Source organism: Achromobacter sp. 18P8.1.1 (genome assembly GCF_057799415.1).
In genome coordinates this window covers 15,424-40,116 of the sequence record NZ_JBYOKH010000053.1, presented here as the reverse complement: position 1 = coordinate 40,116, position 24,693 = coordinate 15,424, and the positions used below count along the sequence as shown (strand labels likewise).

Here is a 24,693-nt window from a genome sequence, read left to right as displayed (position 1 = left end):
AGGGAGTCGTTTTTGCGGCGTCTAAGCGGATCAGCGCGTATTGTCGCAGGAACCCCGCAAGCTCGTTTGGGGCGGGCGGGGAAGTGCCTTGGGACGCGCTTCGGGGACGGAGCCGTGACCTGTAATAGAATACGGACCGCAGGGCGGGTCGGGCGATCGCGGTGGATGCGAATCCATCGAGGAAGGTCCGGACTCCATAGGGCAGGGTAACGGCTAACGGCCGTCCGGCCGCGTCTTCGGGCGCGGTTGAGGAATAGGGCCACAGAGACGAGACTGCGAAGCGGGCGTGCTTGCACGCACAGGTACGGCCATCTCCGCATCGCGCCATTCGGCAACGAAGGGCGGCATCGCAGGGTGAAACGCGGCAACCTCTACCCGGAGCAACATCAAATAGGCATGCGTGCGGCCCTCGGGTCGCGAAGGGCGGCTCCGTCCAAGCATGCGGGTAGGTGGCTAGAGCGGCTCAGCAATGATCCGCGCAGAGGAATGATCGTCCGCCAGGGAAACCTGGTGTACAGAATCCGGCCTATAGACCCGTCCTGCATCTAATTTCCCACACGCGAGTTGGCCAGGCCCCAAGCCTGGCCGCGCGTGGTCGCGCCTGAAGTCCGACGCGCAATTTTTTTGGCCGCGCATGGCGGGAAGCCCGGCGGGAAGCCTCGTCAGTTCGGGCGAAACGGCCCTTCGTAAAACAATGCAAAGTCATCCTTAGGCGCTACTTCTGAAGAAGGACTTGTAGAGTGCGCCGCAACCTCCTGATTTATTAGGGGGTTTTTCTTTTTGCGGTTTTACATATTGGTCTAAGTCCTTGTTGTGATTGAAAAAATTGCAACCACGCGCTTGACCGCCCCTGTGCCATACCGTAGAGTGGGAAATAGTAGGAAATTGTGCAATTAAGTGGGGTAAAAGTGGTGTTTCAGGGAAGCAGCGCGCTCACGCTGGATGCCAAGGGACGGATCTCGATTCCGACCCGGCATCGTGACGCGCTGATGTCGCAGGCCGATGGCCGGCTGACCCTGACCCGCCACCCCGACGGCTGCTTGCTGGTGTATCCGCGGCCGGAGTGGGAAAAGAAGCGCGAACAGATCGCCGCTTTTCCCATGACGGCTCGTGCATTGCAGCGGCTGTTGCTGGGCAACGCTCAGGATGTGGAACTGGATGGCTCCGGCCGGGTCCTGATCGCGCCTGAACTGCGCAACGCTTCCGGTATGACGCGCGATGTGATGCTGCTCGGTCTGGGCGCGCACTTCGAGCTGTGGGACGCCGCTACCCTGGCCAGCCGAGAGGCTGAGGATCTGGCCAAGGGTATGCCGGATGTGTTGAATCAGTTTTCGTTCTGAAAAATCTATGGAATTCGAACATCGGCCCGTTCTGCTGGAGCCGACGGTGGACGCACTATTGCTGCCCGACTTCGGCGGCAAGGGCGCGACACGGTCGCACACGCAGACCGAGCCGGATACGGCTACGCGGGCGGAACGCGGCGTGTTTGTCGACGGCACTTTTGGCCGCGGCGGGCACAGTCGCGAGCTGCTGGGCCGCTTGGGCAAGGATGCCCGGCTGGTGGTGTTCGACAAGGACCCCGAGGCGATCGCGGTAGCCAATGCGTTGGCGGCGGCGGACTCTCGGGTCACGGTTATCCATGGCGGCTTTGCCACCATGGCTGAAGAATTGGAGCAGCGCGGCATCGGCAAGGTCGATGGCGTGATGCTGGATCTGGGCGTGTCGTCGCCTCAGATCGATGACGCCGAGCGCGGTTTCTCGTTCATGCGAGACGGCCCGCTCGATATGCGGATGGACACCACTCGTGGTCCCACGGTGGCGGATTGGCTGGCGCAAGCCAGTGTGGATGAGATGCGGGAGGTCATAGCGGATTATGGCGAAGAACGGTTTGCTTTTCAGGTTGCAAAGGCGATTGCTGCTCGCCGCGCAACAAGGCCGCTGCGCACCACGCTCGAGCTTGCCGAGTGCGTCGCCAGCGCCGTCCGCACGCGCGAAAAGGGGCAGCATCCGGCCACACGCACCTTTCAAGCTTTACGGATTTACATCAATCGGGAACTCGAAGAGCTCGCGCGCACCCTCGCGGCAGCTCTAGACCTGCTTGCCCCGGGGGGGAGGTTGGCGGTGATCAGCTTTCATTCGCTTGAAGACCGCATGGTCAAGCAGTGCATCGCGGCGGCGGCGCGTCCGGCCGCCGCGCATGCACGCCTGCCGTTGCGCGAAAGCGAGATGCCGCAACCCATCCTGCGTTCCCTGGGCCGTGTCCTGGCTGAAGACGATGAGGTCTCGGCCAATGCCCGCGCCCGCTCCGCTGTCCTGCGCGTTGCCGAACGCACCGAAACACCGCTGCCCGCCGAGGGCGGCTTTGCGTTCGTGAAGATCGGCTCGCTGCCCGGCAGCGACCTGGCTCCGCCGCCTCGCCGCGGCGGCAAGGGGGGGCGGCGCTAATGGGTCGTGTCAACCTGATCATTGCGGCTTTACTGATGCTGTCGGCCATTTCCCTGGTCACCAGCCGGTATCAGTCGCGCCAGCTCTTTGTCGAGCTGGGACGTGATCAGGCCCAGGAACGCGACCTGGAAACCAACTGGCGCCGCCTGCAGCTTGACCGCGCAGAACTGGCCCGCAACGCGCGGGTCGATGTGATTGCGCGCGACGGCCTGAAGATGATTCCCATCGTTCCGGACCGCACGCTGTATCTGAATCAAGCGCCCGTCTCCACGGCTGGGGGCGCCAAATGAAACGCGTCCCCTTCTTCGACAACCCGGTGCTGCGGGGGCAATTGCCCACCTGGCGCGCGCGTCTGGTGCTGATCCTGCTGTTTGGCGGGTTCACGGTGCTGGCTGGCCGCGCGCTGTTCCTGCAAGGGTTGTCGACGGAGTTCCTGCAACAGCAGGGCGAACGCCGCTATGAACGCACGCTGACCCTGGCGGCCACGCGCGGCAAGATCACGGACCGCAATGGCGCGGTGCTGGCCTCCAGTGTGCCGGCGCGCGCCATCTGGGCCATTCCCGAAGACGCCAAGCAGGGCACGCCCGCGCAGATGGATGCGCTGGCCAAGCTGCTGGAAACGCCGGTGGCCGACTTGCGCCACCGCCTGGTCGACGAAGACAAGAACTTCGTCTACCTGAAGCGCCAGGTCTCGATGGACGTGGCCGACAAGATCAAACAGTTGGGCATGCCGGGCGTGCACCAGCAGCCCGAGACGCGCCGCTACTACCCCGACGGCGACGTGATGGCCCACGTGGTGGGTTTCAACAGCGTCGAAGATCAGGGCCAGGAAGGCGTCGAACTGACGTTCAACCAGCAGTTGTCGGGCCGGCCCGGCAGCCGCCGCGTCATCAAGGACCGGCTGGGCCGCGTCATTGAAGACGTGCAGGCCGTGACCTTGCCGGTCGACGGCCGCGACTTGCGCCTGTCGATCGATACCCGTTTGCAGTACCTGGTGTTCAAGGAATTGAAGGACGCCATGGACAAGCACCAGGCCAAGGGCGCCACCGCCGTGGTCGTGGACGTGCAGACGGGCGAAATCCTGGCGTTGGCCAACGTGCCGACCTTCGACCCGAACAAGCGCGAGAGCTTCCACGGGTCCAAGCTGCGCAACCAGGCCATTACCGATACCTTCGAGCCGGGCTCGATCATGAAGCCGTTCACCGCCGCGCTGGCGCTGGACCTGGGCCGCATCACGACGTCGACGCTGTTCGAAACCGGCAATGGCCGTTTCCAGTATCAGGGCAGCACGATCAGCGACGTGAGCCGCAACGGCACGCTGGACGTGGCCGGCGTGCTGCGCAAGTCCAGCAACATCGGCATGACGATGATCTCCGAGAAGCTGGAATCCCGCGAAATGTGGGACCGCTTCACCGAATTGGGCCTGGGCCAGGCGCCTCAGGTGGGATTTCCCGGCGCTGCGCCGGGCCGCCTGCGCCCGTGGGACCGCTGGCGCCTGATCGAAAAGGCGACGATGGCCTACGGCTACGGCCTGTCGGTCTCGCTGCTGCAAGTGGCGCGCGCCTACACCGTCTTCGCCCGCAATGGCGACATGGTGTCGCTGACCCTGGTCAAGCGCGACAGCGACCCCACCAGCGTCAAGATCTACACGCCGAAGACGACCGCCATGGTGCGCGCGATGCTTGAGGCCGCCGCCGGCCCCGAGGGCACGAAGGCCGCTCAGGTGCAGGGCTACCGTGTGGCTGGCAAGAGCGGTACCGCGCGCAAGATCGTCGACGGCAAATACAGCATGCAGCGTTATCGGAGCTCCTACGTGGGCTTCGCTCCGGTGTCCGATCCGAAGATCGTGGTGGCCGTGTCCATCGACGAGCCGACGGTCGGCGGCTACTACGGCGGCGCGATCGCCGCGCCCGTGTTCTCCCATATCGTGGGGGGGAGCCTGAGGCTGATGGGGGTGCGGCCGGACGCGCCTTTTGAATCCACGATTGTTGCTGGTCTCAAGGAGCCAGGCAGATGAGCGCCAAAGGCTTCCTCTCCTCCCCTGTCGCCACGGTTGCCGAAACCGTGGCGTGGTTGCATGCGCGCGTCTCGTTGACGGCGCACCTGAAGTTGGACTCCCGCGATATCGAGCCGGGTGACGTGTTCGTCGCCTGCCCGGGCCTGTCCAGCGACGGACGTCTCTATATAGATAAGGCGTTGGCGCTGGGCGCCAGCGCCGTGTTGTTCGAAGCGCCCGCCAGCGATTCCGTCCTGGCCGCGGCGGCCGACACGCCCATGTTGCCGGTGACCGGTCTGCGCGCCTTGCTGGGCGAGCTGGCCGACACCTGGTACGGCCGCCCGTCCGCCGCGTTGGCGGTGGTGGCGGTGACCGGCACCAACGGCAAGACCTCGTCGGTGCAATGGATTGCGCATGCGCTGAGCCGCAATGACAAGCCTTGCGGCACCATCGGCACCCTGGGCGCCGTGCTGCCCGACGGCCGCACGCTGGGCGGCGACCTGACGACGCCCGACGTCCTGACCGTGCACCGCACGCTGGCCGCCATGCGCGACGCCGGCGCCAAAGCCGTGGCCATGGAAGCGTCGTCGATCGGCATCGAGCAAGGTCGTCTGGACGGCGTGCGCATCGCGCTGGCCGCCTTCACGAACCTGACGCGCGATCATCTGGATTACCACGGCACGATGGAACACTACGAGGCCGCCAAGGCCCGCCTGTTCCGCTGGCCGGGCCTGACGGCCGCCATCGTCAATGCCGATGACGCCGCCGGGCGCCGCCTGATCGCCAGCCTGCCTGCGGGCACGGGCGCGATGGGCTACAGCCTGAGCGATTCGCCCGAGATCCCCGCCGCGATGCGTGCGCGCGATCTTCAAGCCACGTCCCAAGGCCAGATCTTCACGCTGGTGTCGCCGCATGGCGAAGCCCAGATCGTGACGCGTCTGCTGGGGGCGCACAACGTGTCGAACCTGCTGCTCGTGGCTGGCGTGCTGTACAAGCTGGGTCTGCCGTTTGCGCAGATCGCGCGGGAATTGGCCGCGACCGACCCTGTGGACGGCCGCTTGCAGACCGTCGAATCGGTGCCGGTTACGACGCAGGCCCATGCCGGCCGCAGCCCGTTGGTGGTTGTGGATTACGCGCACACGCCGGATGCCTTGTCGCGCGCCTTGACCGCACTGCGCGCCGTGGCCGTTGCCCGCTCGGGCCGCCTGATCTGCCTGTTTGGCTGCGGCGGCGAACGCGATCCGGGCAAGCGCCCCGAAATGGGCCGAATTGCTGCGGAACTGGCCGATCACGTGGTGGTGTCCAGCGACAATCCGCGCACGGAATCGCCCGAAGCGATCGTTCAACAGATTCTGGCCGGTATTCCGGAAGCGGCGCATGCCGACGTGCAGGTCGACCGCGCACGCGCCATCATGCAGACCATCTGGGCCGCGTTGCCCGAAGACGTGGTGCTGCTGGCCGGCAAGGGGCACGAGACCTATCAGGATGTCGGAGGCGAAAAGCTGCCTTTCGACGACCGTGAATGGGCGCGTCTGGCGATGCTGCTGCCGCAGGTCAAGGGCGTGTCCACCGACACCCGCCGCATCGATACGGGCGAACTGTTCGTGGCGCTGGTCGGTGAAAACTTCGACGCGCACAACTATCTGGACCAGGCCGAAGGCCGTGGCGCTTGCGCGGCTGTGGTCGCGCATCCCGTTAGCGACGCCAAGCTGCCGCAGCTGGTGCTGGGCGACACCCGCGTCGCGCTGATGCGCATCGGCGCGGCGTGGCGTTCGCAGTTTTCATTGCCCGTTGTGGCAGTGACCGGCAGCAACGGCAAGACGACCACGAAGGAAATGATCTCGGCCATGCTGGCCGAGTGGCGCGGCGAAGCAGGCCGGCTGGCCACCGCCGGCAATCTGAACAACGATATCGGCGTGCCGTTGACCCTGCTGCGTCTGCGCCCCGAGCATCGCGCGGCGGTTTTCGAATTGGGGATGAATCACCCGGGCGAGATCGCGCAACTGGCCGCCATGGCCGCGCCGACCGTCACGCTGGTGACCAACGCCCAGCGCGAGCATCAGGAATTCATGCACACCGTCGAAGCGGTGGCGCACGAGAACGGCGCCGCGATTGCGGCGCTGCCGGACGACGGCATTGCCGTGTATCCGGGCGACGAACCGTATTGCGCGATCTGGGACGCGCTGGCCGAGCCGCGCCGCGTCCTGCGCTTTGGTTTGCAGCCTGGCCTGGACGTCTACGCGGAACACATTCTTGCGGACGTGAGCGCCACGCGCTGCCGCGTCGTGACGCCCGTCGGATCCGCGGATCTGGTGCTGCCGGTGCCCGGTTTACACAACCTGCGCAATGCGTTGGCCGCGATCGCCAGCGCCATCGCGGCCGGCGTGCCGCTGGACAGCGCGGTGCGCGCCCTGGCGGGCTTTGTCCCCGTCGCGGGTCGCATGCAGCACAAGCAAATGAGTGACGGAACGTTGCTCATCGATGACACCTACAATGCCAACCCCGATTCGGTTCGTGTGGCCATCGACGTGCTGGGCCGCATGGCCGGCAAGCGTGTCCTGGTGTTGGGCGACATGGGTGAAATCGGGGACAACGGTCCCGCCTTGCATGCCGAGGCGGGCATTTACGCGCGCGAGCAAGGGCTTGACGCGTTGATCACGCTAGGCGAAGCCAGCCGGGCGGCCGCGGCCGCGTTCGGAGCTGGCGCGCACGCCTGCGCATCGGTAGACGAAGTGGTTGCCGCCTTGCGCGGTTTGCGCGCGTCCTGCGTATTGGTAAAGGGATCGCGTTTTATGCGCATGGAGCGGGTTGTGACGGCTTTTTCTTTGAATGACGGACAGGCGGCCAAGGGGCAGGGAGAGCACCATGCTGCTTGAGATCGCCCGTCTGCTTTCCGATGATGTGCGCGCGCTGGGCGTGTTCGAGTACATCACTTTGCGCGCCGTGCTGGCGTGCGCGACGGCGTTGCTGATCGGTCTCGTCGCCGGTCCGCGTGTGATCCGCAAGTTGACCGAGATGAAGATCGGCCAGGCCGTGCGTTCGTACGGCCCGGAATCGCATCTGGTCAAGACTGGCACCCCCACGATGGGCGGCGTGCTGATCCTGATTTCCATCGCCATCAGCACCTTGCTGTGGGCGGACTGGACCAACCGCTTCGTGTGGGTGGTGCTGCTGGTGACGTTCGGCTTCGGCTGGATCGGCTGGCGCGACGATTACCGCAAGGTCGTCTATCGCGATCCGGAAGGCATGCCCGCGCGTCAGAAATTCTTCTGGCAGGCCACCATCGGCATGATCGCAGCCGTGTACCTGGCGTTCGCCGTGTCGGCGCCGGCCAACACCGAACTGTGGCCGCTCTTCAAGGCCTGGGTCGGCAGCGGCTTCACGATGGCGTTGCCGACGCGCGCCGACTTGATCGTGCCGTTCTTCAAATCGGTGAGCTATCCGTTGGGCGTGCTGGGCTTCGTGGCGCTGACCTGGGCCGTGATCGTGGGCACCAGCAACGCCGTGAACCTGACCGACGGCCTCGACGGCCTGGCGATCATGCCCACCGTGATGGTGGGCAGCGCGCTGGGCATCTTCGCCTACGTGGTCGGCCGCGTGGACTATTCCAAGTACCTGCTGTTCCCCTATATTCCCGGCGCCTCGGAATTGATGGTGCTTTGCGCGGCGATCGGGGGCGCGGGACTGGCCTTTTTATGGTTCAACGCGTATCCGGCCCAGGTGTTCATGGGCGACGTCGGTGCGCTGGCGCTCGGCGGCGCGCTGGGCACCATCGCAGTGATCGTGCGCCAGGAAATCGTGCTGTTCATCATGGGCGGCGTGTTCGTGGTGGAAACGCTGTCGGTGATGATCCAGGTGACCTGGTTCAAGTACACGAAGCGACGTTATGGCACAGGTAGACGCATATTCCGCATGGCGCCGTTGCATCATCACTTTGAAGTGGGTGGCTGGAAAGAAACCCAGGTGGTCGTGCGTTTCTGGATCATCAGCATGATGCTGGTGCTGATTGGCCTCTCTACGCTGAAGTTGCGATGAATACGATGGAAACCTCCCGCGCTGACGCGCCGCTCGTCCTGATCCTCGGATTGGGCGAGACGGGTGTCGCCGCCGCTCGCTGGTGCGCCCGCCTGGGCGCCCGCTTGCGCGTGGCCGACACGCGCGCCGAGCCGGGCGGACTGGCGGCGCTGCGCGATGCGCTGGCGCAAAGCGATGTGGAATACCGCCTGGGTTGCGACGTGTCCTTCGATACGGCGCTGCTGGATGGCGTGAACCAGGTTGTGCTGAGCCCCGGCCTGGCGCCGACGCTGCCGCCTGCCGCCGACCTGCTGCGTGAGGCCGAGGCCCGCGGCATCGAAGTGGTCGGCGAAATCGAATTGTTTGCACGCGCGCTGGCCGACCTGGCCGAGACGCGCGAGTACCGTCCCCGCCTGCTGGCGGTGACGGGCACCAACGGCAAGACCACCGTGACCGCGCTGACGCGCGACCTGATCGACGCCAGCGGCCTGTCGGTCGTGGCGGCCGGCAATATCAGCCCCGCCGCGTTGACGGCGCTGATCGACGCGCTGGACAACGACGCGCTGCCGCAGGTCTGGGTGTTGGAGTTGTCCAGCTTCCAGCTGGAAACGACGCGCTCGCTGATGGCGGATGCGGCCGTGGTGTTGAACGTCACGCAGGACCATCTGGACTGGCATGGCGGCATGGAGGCGTATGCCGAGGCCAAGGCGCGCCTCTTGAAGATGGCGCGTGTCGCCATCGTCAACCGCGACGACCCGCTGACCGTGCGCATGGTGCAGACCGTGAATGCCCTGAACGTGCGCAGCTTCGGCCGCGACATGCCGGAACTGGTTGGTGACATGGGGCTGGAACTGGGGCAGGGCGTGGCCTGGCTGGTCGCCGCTGAACCCGTCGATTTCGATGAGCCCGCGCCGCCCGTGCGCAGGAAGAAGGACGCGCCCGAACCGGTGCGCGCCAACGGCCGCATGAGCCGCCTGATGCCCGTGGACGCCTTGCGCATCCGCGGCATCCACAACGCCTTGAATGCGCTGGCCGCGTTGCAACTGGCGCGCTGCCTGGATCTGGGTTGGGGCGCCATGCTGCGCACGCTGCGCGAATACGCCGGCGAACCGCATCGCGCGGCGTTCGTGCGCCAGATCGGCGGCGTCGACTACATCAATGACAGCAAGGGCACCAACGTGGGCGCCACCGTCGCCGCGCTGGAAGGCCTGGGCCAACCCGTGGTGCTGATCGCCGGCGGTCAGGGCAAGGGCCAGGACTTCTCGCCGTTGATTCCGGTGGTGTCGCGCCACGCGCGCGCCGTGATGCTGATCGGCGTGGACGGGCCCGAGATCGGCCGCGTGCTGGCACCGACCGGCGTCAACTGCATCACCGTCGATTCGCTGCATGATGCCGTGCGCGGCGCGGCGGAACTGGCGCAGCCCGGCGACGCCGTGCTGCTGTCGCCCGCCTGCGCCAGCCTGGACATGTTCCGCAACTACCCGCACCGCGGGCAGGTATTCGTGGAAGAGGTCGAAGACCTGGCCCGCGACCGTGGAGAGGTGGCATGAGCCTGATCGCCGATCTCACCGCCAGCGTCAATGCCGTACGGCCCGGCCGTACCAAAATGCGCAACTTCGATCTGCCGCTGGTCATCGCGGCGTCGACGTTGTTGCTGCTTGGCTTGCTGATGGTGTATTCGGCGTCGATCGCGCTGGCCGACGGCCCGCGTTACGCGTCCTACGGGCGCTACTACTTCGTGATCCGCCACGGCCTGTTCGTCAGCGCCGGGCTGCTTGCCGGGGCCGTGGTGCTGGCGATCCCGATCCGCGTCTGGCAGCGCATGGCCGTACCGCTGTTCGTGGTGGCGATGATCCTGCTGGTCGCGGTGCTGATCCCCGGCATCGGCCGCGAGGTCAACGGCGCCCACCGCTGGATTCCGCTGGGTCCCTTGAACTTCCAGCCGTCCGAATTGATGAAGCTGGCCGCGCTGCTCTACGCCGCCGACTACACCGTGCGCAAGCAGGAACACATGCAGGCGTTCGCCCGGGGCTTCCTGCCGATGGCTTTCGCGCTGGCCGGCGTGGGCATGCTGCTGCTGCTGGAGCCCGACTTGGGCGCCTTCATGGTGATCGTGGCGATCGCCATCGGTATCCTGTTCCTGGGCGGCATCAACGGCAAGTACTTCAGCAGCCTGCTGGCCGTGCTGGTCGGCACCTTCCTGATGCTGATCTGGCTATCGCCGTGGCGTCGGGCGCGCCTGTTCGCCTATCTGGATCCCTGGAACGAAGACAACGCCTACGGCAGCGCCTATCAGTTGTCGCACTCGCTGATTGCCTTGGGCCGTGGTGAATGGTTCGGCGTGGGCCTGGGCGCCAGCGTTGAAAAGCTGCATTACCTGCCTGAAGCGCACACCGACTTCCTGATGGCGGTGGTGGGCGAAGAACTGGGCTTTGTGGGCGTGATGGCGGTGATTACGTTGTTCGCCATCATCATCTATCGCGGTTTTGATATCGGCCGTCAGGCCATCGCCATGGAACGCACGTTCGCGGGGCTGGTGGCGCATGGCGTGGCGATGTGGTTCGGCGTGCAGTCCTTCATCAACATGGGCGTGTGCCTTGGCCTGCTGCCCACCAAGGGTCTGACCCTGCCGCTGATGAGCTACGGCGGTTCCGGCGTGGTGATGAATCTGTGCGCCCTGGCCATGCTGATTCGGGTCGATGTGGAAAACCGCGTGATGATGCGTGGGGGACGGGTATGACCGCCGCCCGCACCATCCTGATCATGGCCGGCGGGACCGGCGGGCACATCATGCCCGGCCTGGCCGTGGCCGATGTGCTGCGCGAGCGTGGCTGGCGCGTGTTGTGGCTGGGCAACCCGGACAAGATGGAAGGCAAGCTGGTGCCGCCGCGCGGCATCGAGCTGGTGCCGCTGCGGTTCCAGGGCGTGCGCGGCAAAGGCGCCTCAGCGCTGCTGAAGCTGCCGTTCTTGCTGCTGCGCGCCTTCGCGCAAGCCTGGTCGCGCTTGTCGGACGTGCGTCCGGACGTCGTGCTGGGCATGGGCGGCTACGTAGCCTTCCCGGGCGGCGTGATCGCCGCGCTGCGTGGCACGCCGCTGGTCGTGCACGAACAAAATGCCGTGGCCGGCACCGCGAACAAGTGCCTGGCCAAGATGTCGCGCCGCGTGCTGAGCGGATTCCCCGGCGTGCTGCCCAAGGGCGAAGCCATGGGCAATCCCGTGCGCGCTGACCTGTGCGACTTGCCGGACCCGGCCGTGCGCTATGCCGGCCGCACCGGCCCGCTGCGCGTGCTGGTCGTGGGCGGCAGCCTGGGCGCGCAAGCCTTGAACACGACGGTTCCGCAGGCGCTGGCGCGCCTGCCGCAAGACAGCCGCCCGGTGGTCATTCACCAGGCCGGCGAACAACATTTGCCCGCGCTGCAGCAGGCCTACGCCCAAGCGGGCGTGCAGGCCGACTGCCGCGCATTCATCGATGACATGGCGGGCGCCATGGGTGATGCGGATCTGCTGATCTGCCGCGCCGGCGCCATGACGGTGTCCGAAGTGGCCGCGGCGGGTGTCGCGGCGCTGTTCGTGCCGTTCCCGCATGCCATCGATGACCATCAGACTGCCAACGCGCGCTTTTTGAGCGACGCGCAGGCCGCTTGGCTGCAGCCGCAGTCCGCCTTGACGCCCGAGTGGCTGGCGGACTGGCTCGCCCAGCGTTCCCGACAAGAACTGGAAGCCGTTGCCATCCGGGCCCGCGCCCATGCGCACCCGGAAGCGGCGGCTCATATCGCCGACGTCTGTGAACAAGCAGCGGGGCGTTCATCATGAAACACAGAATTCAACATATCCATTTCGTAGGCATCGGCGGCTCGGGCATGAGCGGCATTGCCGAAGTGCTGCTCAACCTGGGCTACACGATCAGCGGTTCCGACCTGAACGAGTCGGCCGTGACGCGTCGCCTGGCAAGCCTGGGCGTGAAGATCGCGATCGGCCACGTGGCCAGCAATGTCACGGGGGCGGGCGCCATCGTGACGTCCACGGCCGTGGCCGGCGACAACCCCGAAGTGATCGCGGCGCGCGCCTCGCGTATTCCGGTGGTGCCGCGCGCCATCATGCTGGCCGAACTGATGCGCCTGAAGCGCGGCATCGCCGTAGCCGGCACGCATGGCAAGACGACGACGACCAGCCTGGTGGCCAGCGTGCTGGCCGCCGGTGATCTGGACCCCACCTTCGTGATCGGCGGCCGCCTGAATTCGGCCGGCGCGAACGCGCGGTTGGGGCAGGGCGACTACATCGTGGTGGAAGCCGATGAGTCGGATGCGTCGTTCCTGAACCTGCTTCCGGTGATGGCCATCGTGACCAACATCGACGCCGACCACATGGACACCTACGGGCACGATGTGGCGCGCTTGAAGAGCGCGTTCATCGAATTCACGCAGCGGCTGCCGTTCTACGGCAGCGCCGTGCTGTGTTCGGACGACGCCAACGTGCGCGAGATCATGCCGTTCGTGTCGCGTCCCATCACGACCTACGGTTTGAACGAAGACGCGCAGGTGCGCGCCTATGAAGTGCAGCCGGAAGGCACGCGCATGCGTTTCAACGTGCAGCGCACGCACCGCGAAACGCTGCTGCCGCCGCTGCAGGTGGAACTGAATCTGCCGGGCCTGCACAACGTCCGCAACGCGCTGGCCGCGATTGCCGTGGCGACTGAACTGGGCGTGTCCGACGAGGCGATCTGCGACGCCTTGTCCGCGTTCAAGGGCGTGGGCCGCCGCTTCACGCAAACGGGCGAATTCCCCGTGCCGGCCAACCATGGCGGCGGCACGTTCACCGTGATCGACGACTACGGCCATCACCCGGTCGAAATGGCCGCGACGCTGGCTGCCGCGCGCGGCGCGTGGCCCGACCGCCGCATCGTGCTGGCGTTCCAGCCGCACCGCTACACGCGGACGCGGGATTGCTTTGAAGATTTCGTACGGGTGCTGGGCACGGCCGACGCCGTGCTGCTGACCGAGGTCTATGCCGCCGGCGAACCGCCCCTGGTGGCGGCCGACGGCCGCGCCTTGTCGCGCGCCTTGCGCGTGGCCGGCAAGGTCGAACCGGTCTTCGTCGAAGACGTGGCTGAACTGCCGCAGGCCGTGGTGGACTTCGTGCGCAACGGCGACGTGGTGATTGTGATGGGAGCGGGGTCGATCAGCAAAGTCCCGGCCCAAGTGGGAGAACTGGCATGAGCACGCAATTCGGCAAAGTGGGTGTGTTGTACGGCGGCCGATCCGCCGAGCGCGAAGTGTCGCTGATGTCCGGCAAGGGCGTGCAGCAGGCGCTGGCCAGCACCGGCGTGGACGCGCACCTGTTCGACACGGGCGAACGCAGCCTGGCCGAGCTGGCCGCCGAAGGCTTCGACCGGGTGTTCATCGCCCTGCATGGGCGCTATGGCGAAGACGGCACGATCCAGGGCGCCCTGGAACTGCTGGGCATCCCTTACACCGGCAGCGGCCCGATGGCCTCGGCGCTGGCCATGGACAAGACCATGACCAAGCGCGTGTTGCTGCAGCATGGCCTGCCTACGCCTGACTTCGAAGTGCTGGATGCCGACACGGAACTGCGCCTGGTCCCCGACCGCCTGAGCCTGCCGCTGATCATCAAGCCGCCGCATGAAGGTTCGACCGTTGGCATCACCAAGGTGGTGGGCTATTCGGACATGAAGGAAGCCTACGCCGCGGCCGCCCGCTACGACAGCGAAGTGCTGGCCGAGCAGTTCATCACCGGCCGCGAATTGACCGTGGCGGTGCTGGGCTCCGGCAAGGGCGCGCGCGCGCTGCCGGTGATCGAGATCGCGGCGCCGGGCGGCAACTACGACTACGAACACAAGTATTTCTCGGACGACACGCAGTATTTCTGCCCGGCCAACCTGCCGCCCGACGTGGCCGAAGACGTGTCGGCCATCGCGGTCAAGGCCTATCGGGCGCTGGGCTGCGAAGGCTGGGGCCGCGCCGACTTCATGCTGGATCGCGACAACCGTCCCTGGCTGCTTGAACTGAATACCTCGCCTGGCATGACCAGCCACTCTTTGGTGCCCATGGCTGCGAAGGCCATGGGGATCAGCTACGCCGACCTGTGCGTGGCGATTCTGTCCGAGGCCTCGTGCAAAGTGCACGGCGTCTCCCGTAACGCTTGACCTGGATAATCCGTGTGGAACGACGCTCGCACTACCAACCTGATCGCCAACACGCTAGCCGTGCTGGCGGTTTGCGCCATGCTCCTGGCGGGCGTGGTGTGGGTGGTGCAACGCCCGTTCTTCACGCTGTCGGCGATCGAGCTGGAGTCCATGCCGGACACCGAGCTGCATTACGTGTCGCCGGGGGCGGTGCGATCGGCGATCGCCGGCCGCTTCAAGGGCAACTTCTTCACGGTGGACCTGGACGATGCGCGCGAGCTCTTCGAGTCGGTGCCGTGGGTGCGCCATGCGACCGTGCGCCGGATCTGGCCCAACGTGCTGCGCGTGCAGATCGAGGAACAGCAGCCGTTGGCGCTGTGGAACGAGAACCAGATGATCAACACCTGGGGCGAAGCGTTCACGGCGAACACGGGCGAGGTGGACGACGAAACCGTGCTGCCGCAGTTCTCCGGGCCCGAGGGCACCGAGTCGCTGGTCGTGCAGCGCTACGCCGAGCTGGCGCGCTGGTTCGCGCCGCTGGACATGCATGTCAAACAGTTGGAACTGAGCCCGCGCTACGCCTGGCGCGTGGTGCTGTCCAACGGCATGATGCTGGACCTGGGCCGCGATCCGGGCGCCGATGCGCCGGATCCGCACGGCTTGCCCGGCGCACTGCCGTTCGCGGCTCGCATTCAACGCTTTGTGCAGGCGTGGCCCGCCGTGTCGGGGCGCCTGGAAGGGCGCACCATCACGCAGGCCGACCTGCGCTATCCCAATGGTTTCGCCCTGGCGCTGGCCCCGTTGCCCGCGTCGGAAGCCAAATCCAAATCCACACCGAAACCTCCCAAGAAACGCTAACGCCATGACCCGTGACATCAAGGACCTTATCGTCGCCCTCGATATCGGCACCAGCAAGGTGGTGGCTGTGGTGGCTGAAATTTTGCCCGAAGGGCGATTCGAAGTGCTTGGCCTTGGCCAGCATGAATCGCGCGGCATGCGCAAGGGCGTGGTCGTCAACATCGAGACCACTGTGAATTCGATTCAGCGCGCGCTTGAAGAAGCCGAGCTGATGGCAGATTGCAAGATTCGCGACGTCTATACCGGCATTGCCGGCAGCCATATCCGCAGCTTCAACTCCAGCGGCATGGTCGCTGTGAAGGACAAGGAAGTCACCGCCACCGACGTTGCCCGCGTCATCGAGACCGCCAAGGCGGTGAACATCCCGACGGATCAGCAAGTGCTGCATGTGCTGACCCAGGAATTCATCGTCGACGGTCAGGAAGACATCCGCGAACCCATCGGCATGAGCGGCCTGCGCCTGGAAGTGCGCGTGCACATCGTGACGGGCGCGGTCAGCGCCGCGCAGAACATCGTCAAGTGCGTACGCCGCTGCGGCCTGGAAGTGCAGGACCTGATCCTGCAGCCGCTGGCCTCCAGTCTGGCCGTGCTGACTGCCGACGAGAAAGAACTCGGCGTCGTGCTGGTCGACATCGGCGGTGGCACGACCGATGTCGCCATCTTCACCGGGGGCGCGATCCGCCACACGGCGGTGCTGCCGATCGCCGGCGACCAGATCACCAACGACATCGCAGCCATGCTGCGCACGCCGACGCCGGATGCCGAAGAAATCAAGCTGCGCTACGGCGTGGCCAAGCAGGTGCTGGCCAGCCCGGACGAGTCCGTGGAAGTGCCGGGCCTGGGCGATCGCGGCCCGCGTCAGGTCAAGCGCCAGGCGCTCGGCGCCGTGATCGAGCCGCGCGTGGAAGAACTGTTCACGCTGGTGCAGCAGGTCGTGCGCGATTCCGGCTACGAAGATCTGCTGGCCTCGGGCGTGGTCCTGACCGGCGGGTCGGCGCAGTTGCCCGGCATGATCGAACTGGCCGAGGACGTGTTCCTCAAGCCGGTGCGCGTGGCGGTTCCCGAATACGAAGGCAGCCTGGCCGACGTGATGCGCAATCCGCGCTTCTCGACGGTGATGGGCTTGTTGCAGGAAGCGCGCATGCAGCGCGTGCGTGGCCGCAAGGTCGCGGCGCAGACAGGCAATTTCAAGAGCCTGCTGGCGCGCATGAAGGAATGGTTTATGAATTAAAGGGTGCAGGTTGGGGCCTGCTCCTTGGCGTGACTCGCGGCGGTATTGCGGGGTGCGCCAGAAAGAGGAGGCGTCTCAAACCCGTGGCGGACCTATGTAGTCGGCATCGGCTTTGAGGCGATTCACAAAAGATAGGCTGTTGGGGAATTTTTGTGATTTGCAAAATCGGACTTGTGAGGGAGTCATCATGATGAACTTTGAGATGCTTGAGAACAACACCAAAGGGACCGTAATCAAGGTCGTTGGTGTGGGTGGTGCGGGCGGCAATGCCGTCGCGCACATGATTCGCAACGGCGTGCATGGCGTGGATTTCATCTGCGCAAACACCGATGCGCAAGCGCTGGCGGCAACCAATGCCCCGGTGCAGATTCGTCTGGGCCGTACCGGCCTGGGTGCGGGCGCCAAGCCCGAGCAGGGACGTGCGTCGGCTGAAACCGCGCGCGAGGAGATCCGTGCCGCGCTGAATGGCGCGCACATGGTCTTCATCACCGCCGGCATGGGCGGTGGCACCGGCACCGGCGCAGGTCCGGTCGTGGCCGAGGTGGCGAAGGAACTGGGCATTCTGACCGTAGGCGTGGTCACCAAGCCCTTCACCTTTGAAGGCAACAAGCGCCTGAAGATGGCCGAGGACGGTATCTCGGAATTGGCCAAGCACGTGCATTCGCTCATCGTGGTGCTCAACGAGAACCTGTATGAACTGATGGACGAGGACGCGACGCAGGAAGACTGCTTCCGTTCGGCCGACGATATCCTGCACAACGCGTGCGCGGGCATCGCCGAAATCATCAACGTCGAAGGCAACGTCAACGTCGACTTTGAAGACGTCAAGACGATCATGGGTGAGCAAGGCCAGGCCATGATGGGCACGGCATCGGCATCGGGCGCTGACCGCGCTCGCGTCGCCGCCGAGCACGCCATCGCTTGCCCGCTGCTGGAAGGCGTGGACCTGAACGGCGCTCGCGGCGTGCTGGTCAACATCACCGCCAGCCGCTCGCTGAAGATGCGCGAAACGCGCGAAATCATGGAAACGATCCGCAGCTACGCTTCGGACGACGCGACCGTGATCTTCGGCACCGCCTACGACGAAACGATGGGTGAAAACCTGCGTGTGACCGTGGTTGCAACCGGCCTGGGCCGTGCGCAAGCGCGTCCGCAACTGGTTCAGAACACCGCTGAAGTGCTCCGCACCGGTACCGACAACATGCCCATGGGCACGATGCCGGCCGGCCAAGGTGGCGATTACCGCAATCTGGACATGCCGTCGGTCATGCGCAATCCGCGCAGCCAGGCGTCTGCCCAGGTCCGCGCGCTGGAAAGCTCGGGCATGGATCACTTCGACATCCCGGCGTTCCTGCGCAAGCAGGCGGATTGAACCAAAGAGCCGGCCACAGGCTCTAAACGCACTCCCTCATCTCCGGCTTGCCTGTCCCCGCGGGCAAGCCGGAGGCGGAGCGGTCCGTGTTTCCCTTGCACGGTTCTAATAAGGGACGGAGGTATCGGTCGATCCCGCGCGCTGATGGCGTCAAGGGTCGGACAGCGTTACAATACGTCAGTTACGCCGGCAATCTGTCCTCTTCGTGCCGGCTTTCTGGCTCTAACACCCCAAGTCTCATGTTCCGACAACGCAGCATTCAGAATCTAGTCCGCACGACAGGCGTCGGCGTCCACTCCGGGCGGCGGGTAGAACTCACCCTGCGTCCGGCGCAACCCAATACTGGCATTGTCTTTCACCGCGTGGACCTGCCGCAGGTCGTTGACCTGCCCGCGCAAGCCACTGGCGTGGGCGATACGCGCATGGCGTCCGTCCTGCAACAGGGCAATGTCCGCGTCTCCACGGTGGAACACCTCATGTCGGCGCTGGCCGGCCTGGGAATCGACAACCTGCATATCGACCTCACTGCCGAAGAAGTCCCCATCATGGACGGCAGTGCGGCAACGTTTGTTTATCTGTTGCGCTCGGCGGGCATCGTCGAGCAGAACGCGCCCAAGCAGTTCATCCGCGTCAAAAAGACGGTGGAAGTGCGCGAAGGCGACGGCCGCAACGAGAAATGGGCCCGGCTGGAGCCCCATGAAGGCTACGCACTGGCGTTCTCGATCGACTTCCGCCACCCCGCCATCGACTCCACGGCCAATTTCGCCGAGATCGATTTCGCGACGCACTCGTATGTGCGCGAGATCGCCCGTGCGCGCACCTTCGGTTTCGTGAACGAAGTGGAAGCCCTGCGCTCGATGGGTCTGGCGCGCGGCGGCAGCCTGGACAACGCCATCGTCATGGACGAATACCGCGTGCTGAACAGCGACGGACTGCGTTACGACGACGAATTCGTGAAGCACAAGATCCTGGACGCCATCGGCGACCTGTATCTGTTGGGCAAGCCCCTGGTGGCGCGCTATGTGGCGTGCAAATCGGGCCACGGCCTGAACAACCAGTTGGCCCGTGCGTTGCTGGCCCAGCAAGATGCCTGGGAACTGGTCACCTATGAATCGCAGGCAGCGGCGCCGCAGGCGTTTCGCCACGAGTGGAAGCTGGCCTGACGCCAGGCTTCCCATCTGGACCTGAATGCCGGGGCCTGTCCCCGGATCCCATCAGGTTCCCGCTTAAGGATGGCGCAGGTTGCCATCCTCCTGAGCAAAAGTCGCCATCCGGTCGCAAACCATCGGGCTAATCGCTCGAAAACTTGGTTTCGCTTCGTTTCCGGGCGCCTCTGGCGCCGGACAGGGCCGTATTGATTCAGCTACGCTTGTGATGCCTTAAAAGCTTGGCGACCGCGTCGGCCAACGGGCCGGGCCGCAGGCTGTCGTGCAGCGACTCGAACGCGCCCAGGGCCTTGTCCCCAAGCGGTTGCGCCTCTTTGGGAGGGCGCGGCTGACGGGCACCGGGCTTCGGTAACCCCGCTTGTACCTTCACGGCAATTTCGTTAAGGTTCCAGCCTTGGTCTGCCAAGGTACGCGCGATGCGCGGCGCCAATTGACGCATCTTGGCGGCATGGGCAGCACTGGGCACCACCAGGTGCAGGCACTGGTTTTCCAGTTTGCCCACCTGGCAGACAGCACCCAGCGGGGTGGGCAGAACCGCCGCCACCGCATACTGAATTTGCAAGTGCTTGCGGGCAGTCGCCAGTACCCCGGCGCCCCGCATGTCATGACCCAGCCATCCCAGTGCGGTATTTTCTTTCCGCCGGCTGGAACCGGAACGTTGACGGGTTGAAGTAGGTCTATTCATCCCGGCTTTAAAGAATTAGGAAGCAACCTTGAAAATCGTGATTATGCACGCCCGCGACGGGCGGGACGGGCATTTCACCCTGGGAGGCGCGCGGTTGGCGTTGTTTCTCGGGGCCGCGCTCGTCACGGCAGCCATCTTCGGCGCCGCACTACAACGATACCTTACTCCGATACTGCCCACCGTCCAGACCGTGGGCTGGCCATTGGGCGGGCAGCCGGGGCGCGACACCGATTTCCTGCGTGGAAACATGAACTTGCTGGCCGCCAAGGTGGGTGCGCTGCAGGCCAAGCTGGTCAGCATCGACGGATTGGGCCAGCGCGTGGCCAAGGTGGCAGGCGTGGCCTACACCGACCCGGAACTGGCCAAGCAGTTGGCCGTGGCGCAGCCCGAAGCGCTGACCCAGCCGGAAGCCACCCAGGTCATGGACGACCTGTTCACCGATCATCCGCCGCCCAGCGCGGCCTCGGCCGAAGCGCTGGGCCGCCAACTGGATGAAATCCAGGCGCGGCTGGCGCAGCAGTCGGACAACCTGAAACTGCTGGACGCGGCGTTGACCAAGCGCTCGGCGGACCAGGCGCGCATGCCGACCGCCATGCCGATCACCGATTATCCCTATCTGAGTTCTTCGTACGGCTGGCGCCGTAACCCGGTTACGGGGCGCACGGCCATGCACGAAGGGCTGGATTTCGCCGCGCCGTCGGGCACGCCTATCCTGGCGGCCTCGGGCGGGGTGGTGCTGGAAGCCAAGTTTCAACCGGGTTTCGGCAATATGGTTGAGATCGATCACGGCGATGGCCTGATCACCCGCTACGCCCATGCTTCGTCCTTGATGGTCAAGCAGGGGCAATTGGTTGACCGCGGCCAGCAAGTGGCGCGCGTAGGCAGCTCGGGCCGATCGACCGGCCCCCATCTGCACTTTGAAGTCCGCCTTGCCGGACAGCCGCTGGACCCCAGATTGTTCCTGGGATCGCAGCAGCATGCCCCGCCTGCCGTGGCGCAGGCGACGGCGACTGAACCTGCGGCGCGCTGACCGGTCCAACAGGACAATGACAGCACCCTGGCCATAGATCCAGGCTATTACGCTCCAGGTGCGTTAAACTGGTTCGTTTCCCAGCGGACCCCCGCTCAACCAATAACATCAAAGTCACGGGTGACGCTGCCCTGGCCCTTTGCAGGCGCGGCGTGGCACGTGCGGCCGACATACGCATGGTTTCTCTGCTCAAAAAACTCATAGGTAGCCGCAACGACCGGCTGCTTAAGCAGTATCGCAAGCTGGTAACCCAGATCAATGGGCAGGAGCCCAAGATTTCCGCGCTTTCCGATGCGGAGCTGGCGGCCAAGACTGACGAATTCCGATCCCGATACGCCCAGGGCACCACGCTGGACGACCTGCTGCCCGAAGCGTTCGCCGTTGTGCGCGAAGCCGGCAAGCGGGTGTTCGGTATGCGCCACTTCGACTCCCAGCTGTTGGGCGGCATCGCGCTGCACAGCGGCAAGATCGCCGAAATGCGCACGGGGGAAGGCAAAACGCTGATGGCCACGTTGCCCGTCTACCTGAACGCGGTCGCCGGCAAGGGCGTGCACGTGGTGACGGTGAACGATTACCTGGCCCGCCGCGACGCTGAATGGATGGGGCGCCTGTACCACTTCCTGGGCATGACCACGGGTGTGGTGGTGCCGCAGCAGCCCAACGACGAGAAGAAGGCCGCCTACGCCGCCGACATCACGTACGGCACCAATAACGAATTCGGCTTCGATTACCTGCGCGACAACATGGAATACCGTGTTGAGGACCGCCGCCAACGCGTGCTGTTCTACGCCATCGTCGACGAAGTGGACTCGATCCTGATCGACGAAGCCCGCACGCCGCTGATCATCTCCGGCCAGGCTGAAGACCATACCGAGCTCTACATCCGCATGAACGCGGTGCCGCCGCTGCTCAAGCGCATGGCCAGCGAGCCCAAGCCGCAGGAGCCGGAACCCGAAGGCGACTACTGGGTCGACGAAAAGAGCCAGCAGGTCTACCTGTCCGAAGCCGGGCATGAAAACGCCGAAGCCATCCTGGCCCGCCTGGGCATCCTGCCGGAAGGCGAGTCGCTGTACGACCCCCGCCACATCGCGCTGATGCACCACCTGATGGTGGCTCTGCGCGCCAACAACCTGTTCTTCCGCGACCAGCAGTACGTCGTGCAGGACGGCGAGGTGGTGATCGTCGACGAATTCACGGGCCGCCTGATGGTGGGCCGCCGCTGGTCCGATGGCCTGCACCAGGCCGTCGAGGCCAAGGAAGGCGTGAAGATCCAGCACGAGAACCAGACGCTGGCGTCCATCACGTTCCAGAACTACTTCCGCATGTACGAAAAGCTGTCCGGCATGACCGGTACGGCCGATACGGAAGCGTACGAATTCCAGGAAATCTACGGGCTTGAAACGGTCATCATCCCGACCAACAAGCCCATGATCCGCAAGGACCAGAACGATCAGGTCTTCAAGACCGATCCGGAAAAGTACAACGCGATCCTTGAAGACATCCGTGATTGCCACGAGCGCGGCCAGCCCGTGCTGGTGGGCACCACCAGCATCGAAAACTCCGAGCTGCTTTCGGGCCTCCTGAAGAAGGCCAAGCTGCCGCACGAAGTGCTGAACGCCAAGCAGCACGCCCGCGAAGCCGAGATCGTTGCCGAAGCCGGCAAGCCGGGCCACATCACCATCGCCACCAACATGGCGGGCCGCGGCACCGACATCGTGCTGGGCGGCAGCGTCGACAAGCAGGTCGACCTGATCCGCGCCGACGAATCGCTGTCGGAAGCCGAAAAGGCCGCGCGCATCGAAAAGGTGCGTGCCGAGTGGAAGCCGCTGAACGAGCAGGTCAAGGCCGCCGGCGGCCTGCGCATCATCGGCACCGAGCGCCACGAATCGCGCCGTATCGACAACCAGCTGCGTGGCCGTGCCGGCCGCCAGGGCGATCCGGGCTCGTCCCGTTTCTACCTGTCGCTGGAAGATTCGCTGATGCGCATTTTCGCGGGCGACCGCGTGCGCGCCATCATGGAACGCCTGAAGCTGCCGGAAGGCGAGCCCATCGAGGCGGGCATGGTGACGCGTTCGATCGAAACCGCGCAGCGCAAGGTGGAAGGCCGCAACTTCGACATCCGCAAGCAATTGCTGGAATACGACGACGTGGCCAACGACCAGCGCAAGGTGCTGTATTCCCAGCGCAATGACGTGCTGGAAGCCGCCAGCGTGGGCGCCACCGTGCAGAACCTGCGTGACGCCGCCGTGACCGATCTGTTCAACACGTACGTGCCGCCGGAATCGGTGGAAGAGCAGTGGGACGTGCCGGCGCTGCAGAAGGCGCTGGAAGCCGACTGGCAGCTGCATCTGCCGCTGACCGAGATGCTGGAGAAAGAAACCAGCCTGACCGACGAAGACCTGCGCGAGCGCGTGCTGGCTGCTGCCCGCGACGCCTACCAAGCCAAGGTCGATCAGGTGGGGACGGAATCGTGGTCGCAGTTCGAGCGTTCGATCATGCTGCAAGCGATCGACACGCACTGGCGCGAACACCTGTCGGCGCTGGATTACCTGCGTCAGGGCATCCATCTGCGCGGCTATGCGCAGAAGAATCCCAAGCAGGAATACAAGCGCGAAGCCTTCGAACTGTTCTCGGGCATGCTGGACCGCATCCGCGACGACGTCGTCCGCGTGCTGATGACGGTGCGCGTGCAGTCGTCGGAACAGGTCGAACAGGCCGAAGCCGAAGCCGCCCAGCCGCATGTGCAGAACGTGCAATACCATCACTCGGACTACGACGAAGCCCTGGCCCAGTCGGAATCGGACGATGGTGCACAGCCGGTGCGCAACGCGTTGCCGAAGGTCGGCCGCAATGACCCGTGCCCGTGCGGCAGCGGCAAGAAGTACAAGCAGTGCCACGGCAAGCTCGTCTGATCCAGGGATAACACGCCATGCTGCATTCCGTCGGCCGTACCGAATTCGACCATGCCGTCGTCATGGTGCGCGACCGGCTGGATGCGCTGGCGCCGCACTTCGAGCGTCAGGGCTTTCACCTGAGCGACAAGGCGGTGCATAACCTGGGGTCGTGCAATCGGTTGATCGTGCTGGAAAGCACGTATGTCGAACTGCTGGGCTGGCCGGCGGGGGCGCCGCCGGTGCGCCGTGAAATCGCCGATTCGCCGTTCGGGCTGGAGGCGCTGGTGTTCCGCACCTATGATGCCGAGGCCACGTACGAGCGGCTGAAGGCGGCGGGTTTTGCCGTGAATCCCGTGCAGGAGCTGACCCGTCCCGCGATGCTGGACGGCCAGGAAGTGCAGGCGCGTTTTCACACCGTGCGTTTTGCCGAGCAGCCCTTGCCCGGCATCCGCATGTATTTTTGCCGCCATCTGACGCCCGAGTGCGTCTGGTCGCCTGAATTGATGGCGCACCCCAACGGCGCGCGTAGCCTGCTGCGCATCGACGCCCGCGCGGCGGATGCACGGGCGGTGGCCGAACGGCTGGCGCTGGTGGCGGACGTCAGCGCCGAAGCCGCTACCGGCGGCTGGGATGTGCCGTTGGCCAATCTGCGTATCCACGTGCAGCAGGATGCCGCAGCCGCGACCCCCACGCTGACCACGCTGACGCTGGAAAACCGCGACGGCGCGCACTACACGCTGGATACCGGCCTGTAATTCCTTCGTTTCGCCAGCATTCGTACGGGCCCGTCGGGCCCGTTTTCATTTCCGGTTCTGCTTGACGTTCGCCGCGTTGGCGGCGGGCGTTCGCCTGCCCGCGTC

At 65.2% G+C, this 24,693-nt stretch carries 19 protein-coding genes and 1 other RNA gene; 19 read left to right on the top strand and 1 reads right to left on the bottom strand.

From position 1 onward, the window contains the following. Positions 1-140 precede the first annotated feature (140 nt). The 16 genes from rnpB to lpxC all read left to right on the top strand — a co-directional run bounded on the left by rnpB (position 141) and on the right by lpxC (position 19,221). An RNA gene (gene rnpB, locus AC27VE_RS25565) (RNase P RNA component class A) lies at positions 141-545 on the top strand. A 366-nt stretch (positions 546-911) separates the two neighbouring features. Next, positions 912-1,340, top strand: coding sequence for a division/cell wall cluster transcriptional repressor MraZ (mraZ, locus tag AC27VE_RS25560; RefSeq protein ID WP_006226256.1), 429 nt, complete (start codon positions 912-914; stop codon positions 1,338-1,340). 7 nt (positions 1,341-1,347) lie between these two features. Next, positions 1,348-2,445 carry a 16S rRNA (cytosine(1402)-N(4))-methyltransferase RsmH gene (gene rsmH, locus AC27VE_RS25555; RefSeq protein ID WP_488705346.1) on the top strand — a complete coding sequence of 366 codons (1,098 nt, stop codon included), beginning with the start codon at positions 1,348-1,350 and terminating at the stop codon, positions 2,443-2,445. Then, positions 2,445-2,735, top strand: coding sequence for a cell division protein FtsL (ftsL, locus tag AC27VE_RS25550; protein WP_006226258.1), 291 nt, complete (start codon positions 2,445-2,447; stop codon positions 2,733-2,735). Before rsmH ends, ftsL begins: the two co-directional genes overlap by 1 nt. Next, on the top strand, positions 2,732-4,462 hold the full coding sequence (locus AC27VE_RS25545) for a peptidoglycan D,D-transpeptidase FtsI family protein (RefSeq protein WP_006226259.1): 1,731 nt from the start codon (positions 2,732-2,734) through the stop codon (positions 4,460-4,462). Before ftsL ends, AC27VE_RS25545 begins: the two co-directional genes overlap by 4 nt. Then, positions 4,459-7,317: a bifunctional UDP-N-acetylmuramoyl-L-alanyl-D-glutamate--2,6-diaminopimelate ligase MurE/UDP-N-acetylmuramoyl-tripeptide--D-alanyl-D-alanine ligase MurF gene (gene murF, locus AC27VE_RS25540; protein ID WP_488705345.1), complete on the top strand. Its 2,859-nt coding sequence runs from the start codon at positions 4,459-4,461 to the stop codon at positions 7,315-7,317. The genes AC27VE_RS25545 and murF overlap by 4 nt, the downstream gene beginning before the upstream one ends. Then, entirely contained in the window at positions 7,307-8,476 is a 1,170-nt protein-coding gene (mraY, locus tag AC27VE_RS25535; protein WP_006226261.1) for a phospho-N-acetylmuramoyl-pentapeptide-transferase, read from the top strand. Before murF ends, mraY begins: the two co-directional genes overlap by 11 nt. Further along, positions 8,473-10,005, top strand: a complete 1,533-nt coding sequence (gene murD / locus AC27VE_RS25530) for a UDP-N-acetylmuramoyl-L-alanine--D-glutamate ligase (protein ID WP_280029043.1) — start codon at positions 8,473-8,475, stop codon at positions 10,003-10,005. The genes mraY and murD overlap by 4 nt, the downstream gene beginning before the upstream one ends. Next, positions 10,002-11,195 carry a putative lipid II flippase FtsW gene (ftsW, locus tag AC27VE_RS25525; protein ID WP_424624514.1) on the top strand — a complete coding sequence of 398 codons (1,194 nt, stop codon included), beginning with the start codon at positions 10,002-10,004 and terminating at the stop codon, positions 11,193-11,195. Before murD ends, ftsW begins: the two co-directional genes overlap by 4 nt. Beyond that, positions 11,192-12,268: an undecaprenyldiphospho-muramoylpentapeptide beta-N-acetylglucosaminyltransferase gene (gene murG, locus AC27VE_RS25520; protein WP_427959064.1), complete on the top strand. Its 1,077-nt coding sequence runs from the start codon at positions 11,192-11,194 to the stop codon at positions 12,266-12,268. Before ftsW ends, murG begins: the two co-directional genes overlap by 4 nt. Further along, positions 12,265-13,671 (top strand): UDP-N-acetylmuramate--L-alanine ligase, encoded by a 1,407-nt coding sequence (gene murC, locus AC27VE_RS25515; RefSeq protein ID WP_006226265.1) that lies wholly within the window; start codon positions 12,265-12,267, stop codon positions 13,669-13,671. Before murG ends, murC begins: the two co-directional genes overlap by 4 nt. Beyond that, complete coding sequence (locus AC27VE_RS25510; RefSeq protein ID WP_488705344.1) at positions 13,668-14,618, top strand: D-alanine--D-alanine ligase; 951 nt, start codon at positions 13,668-13,670, stop codon at positions 14,616-14,618. Before murC ends, AC27VE_RS25510 begins: the two co-directional genes overlap by 4 nt. Positions 14,619-14,630: 12 nt before the next feature. Beyond that, on the top strand, positions 14,631-15,455 hold the full coding sequence (locus tag AC27VE_RS25505) for a cell division protein FtsQ/DivIB (protein ID WP_006226267.1): 825 nt from the start codon (positions 14,631-14,633) through the stop codon (positions 15,453-15,455). Between the two features lie 4 nt (positions 15,456-15,459). Beyond that, positions 15,460-16,686 (top strand): cell division protein FtsA, encoded by a 1,227-nt coding sequence (gene ftsA, locus AC27VE_RS25500; protein WP_006217473.1) that lies wholly within the window; start codon positions 15,460-15,462, stop codon positions 16,684-16,686. Positions 16,687-16,873: 187 nt separating this feature from the next. Beyond that, on the top strand, positions 16,874-18,058 hold the full coding sequence (gene ftsZ / locus AC27VE_RS25495) for a cell division protein FtsZ (RefSeq protein ID WP_035213763.1): 1,185 nt from the start codon (positions 16,874-16,876) through the stop codon (positions 18,056-18,058). A 239-nt stretch (positions 18,059-18,297) separates the two neighbouring features. Continuing rightward, positions 18,298-19,221, top strand: a complete 924-nt coding sequence (lpxC, locus tag AC27VE_RS25490) for a UDP-3-O-acyl-N-acetylglucosamine deacetylase (RefSeq protein ID WP_488705343.1) — start codon at positions 18,298-18,300, stop codon at positions 19,219-19,221. A gap of 196 nt (positions 19,222-19,417) precedes the next feature. On the opposite strand, the gene AC27VE_RS25485 is transcribed toward lpxC, so the two are convergent. Beyond that, a complete protein-coding gene (locus tag AC27VE_RS25485) occupies positions 19,418-19,825 on the bottom strand; it encodes a DciA family protein (protein WP_006226270.1) in 408 nt (135 codons plus the stop codon). 127 nt (positions 19,826-19,952) lie between these two features. On the opposite strand from AC27VE_RS25485, the gene AC27VE_RS25480 reads away from it, so the two are divergent. From AC27VE_RS25480 to AC27VE_RS25470, 3 genes are all read left to right on the top strand, one after another. Then, positions 19,953-20,939 carry a M23 family metallopeptidase gene (locus AC27VE_RS25480; protein ID WP_006226271.1) on the top strand — a complete coding sequence of 329 codons (987 nt, stop codon included), beginning with the start codon at positions 19,953-19,955 and terminating at the stop codon, positions 20,937-20,939. 176 nt (positions 20,940-21,115) lie between these two features. Beyond that, positions 21,116-23,851, top strand: a complete 2,736-nt coding sequence (gene secA / locus AC27VE_RS25475; protein ID WP_006226272.1) for a preprotein translocase subunit SecA — start codon at positions 21,116-21,118, stop codon at positions 23,849-23,851. A 17-nt stretch (positions 23,852-23,868) separates the two neighbouring features. Continuing rightward, complete coding sequence (locus tag AC27VE_RS25470; RefSeq protein WP_280029038.1) at positions 23,869-24,588, top strand: VOC family protein; 720 nt, start codon at positions 23,869-23,871, stop codon at positions 24,586-24,588. The last annotated feature ends 105 nt before the right edge of the window (positions 24,589-24,693 follow it).

Excerpts from the sequence above, each read along its gene's own strand:
- rsmH (WP_488705346.1), top strand. The coding sequence starts at position 1,348 with ATGGAATTCGAACATCGGCCCGTTCTGCTGGAGCCGACGGTGGACGCA.
- ftsL (WP_006226258.1), top strand. The coding sequence starts at position 2,445 with ATGGGTCGTGTCAACCTGATCATTGCGGCTTTACTGATGCTGTCGGCC.
- AC27VE_RS25545 (WP_006226259.1), top strand. The coding sequence starts at position 2,732 with ATGAAACGCGTCCCCTTCTTCGACAACCCGGTGCTGCGGGGGCAATTG.
- murF (WP_488705345.1), top strand. The coding sequence starts at position 4,459 with ATGAGCGCCAAAGGCTTCCTCTCCTCCCCTGTCGCCACGGTTGCCGAA.
- mraY (WP_006226261.1), top strand. The coding sequence starts at position 7,307 with ATGCTGCTTGAGATCGCCCGTCTGCTTTCCGATGATGTGCGCGCGCTG.
- murD (WP_280029043.1), top strand. The coding sequence starts at position 8,473 with ATGAATACGATGGAAACCTCCCGCGCTGACGCGCCGCTCGTCCTGATC.
- ftsW (WP_424624514.1), top strand. The coding sequence starts at position 10,002 with ATGAGCCTGATCGCCGATCTCACCGCCAGCGTCAATGCCGTACGGCCC.
- murG (WP_427959064.1), top strand. The coding sequence starts at position 11,192 with ATGACCGCCGCCCGCACCATCCTGATCATGGCCGGCGGGACCGGCGGG.
- murC (WP_006226265.1), top strand. The coding sequence starts at position 12,265 with ATGAAACACAGAATTCAACATATCCATTTCGTAGGCATCGGCGGCTCG.
- AC27VE_RS25510 (WP_488705344.1), top strand. The coding sequence starts at position 13,668 with ATGAGCACGCAATTCGGCAAAGTGGGTGTGTTGTACGGCGGCCGATCC.
- ftsA (WP_006217473.1), top strand. The coding sequence starts at position 15,460 with ATGACCCGTGACATCAAGGACCTTATCGTCGCCCTCGATATCGGCACC.
- ftsZ (WP_035213763.1), top strand. The coding sequence starts at position 16,874 with ATGATGAACTTTGAGATGCTTGAGAACAACACCAAAGGGACCGTAATC.
- lpxC (WP_488705343.1), top strand. The coding sequence starts at position 18,298 with ATGTTCCGACAACGCAGCATTCAGAATCTAGTCCGCACGACAGGCGTC.
- AC27VE_RS25485 (WP_006226270.1), bottom strand. The coding sequence starts at position 19,825 with ATGCGGGGCGCCGGGGTACTGGCGACTGCCCGCAAGCACTTGCAAATT.
- AC27VE_RS25480 (WP_006226271.1), top strand. The coding sequence starts at position 19,953 with ATGCACGCCCGCGACGGGCGGGACGGGCATTTCACCCTGGGAGGCGCG.
- secA (WP_006226272.1), top strand. The coding sequence starts at position 21,116 with ATGGTTTCTCTGCTCAAAAAACTCATAGGTAGCCGCAACGACCGGCTG.
- AC27VE_RS25470 (WP_280029038.1), top strand. The coding sequence starts at position 23,869 with ATGCTGCATTCCGTCGGCCGTACCGAATTCGACCATGCCGTCGTCATG.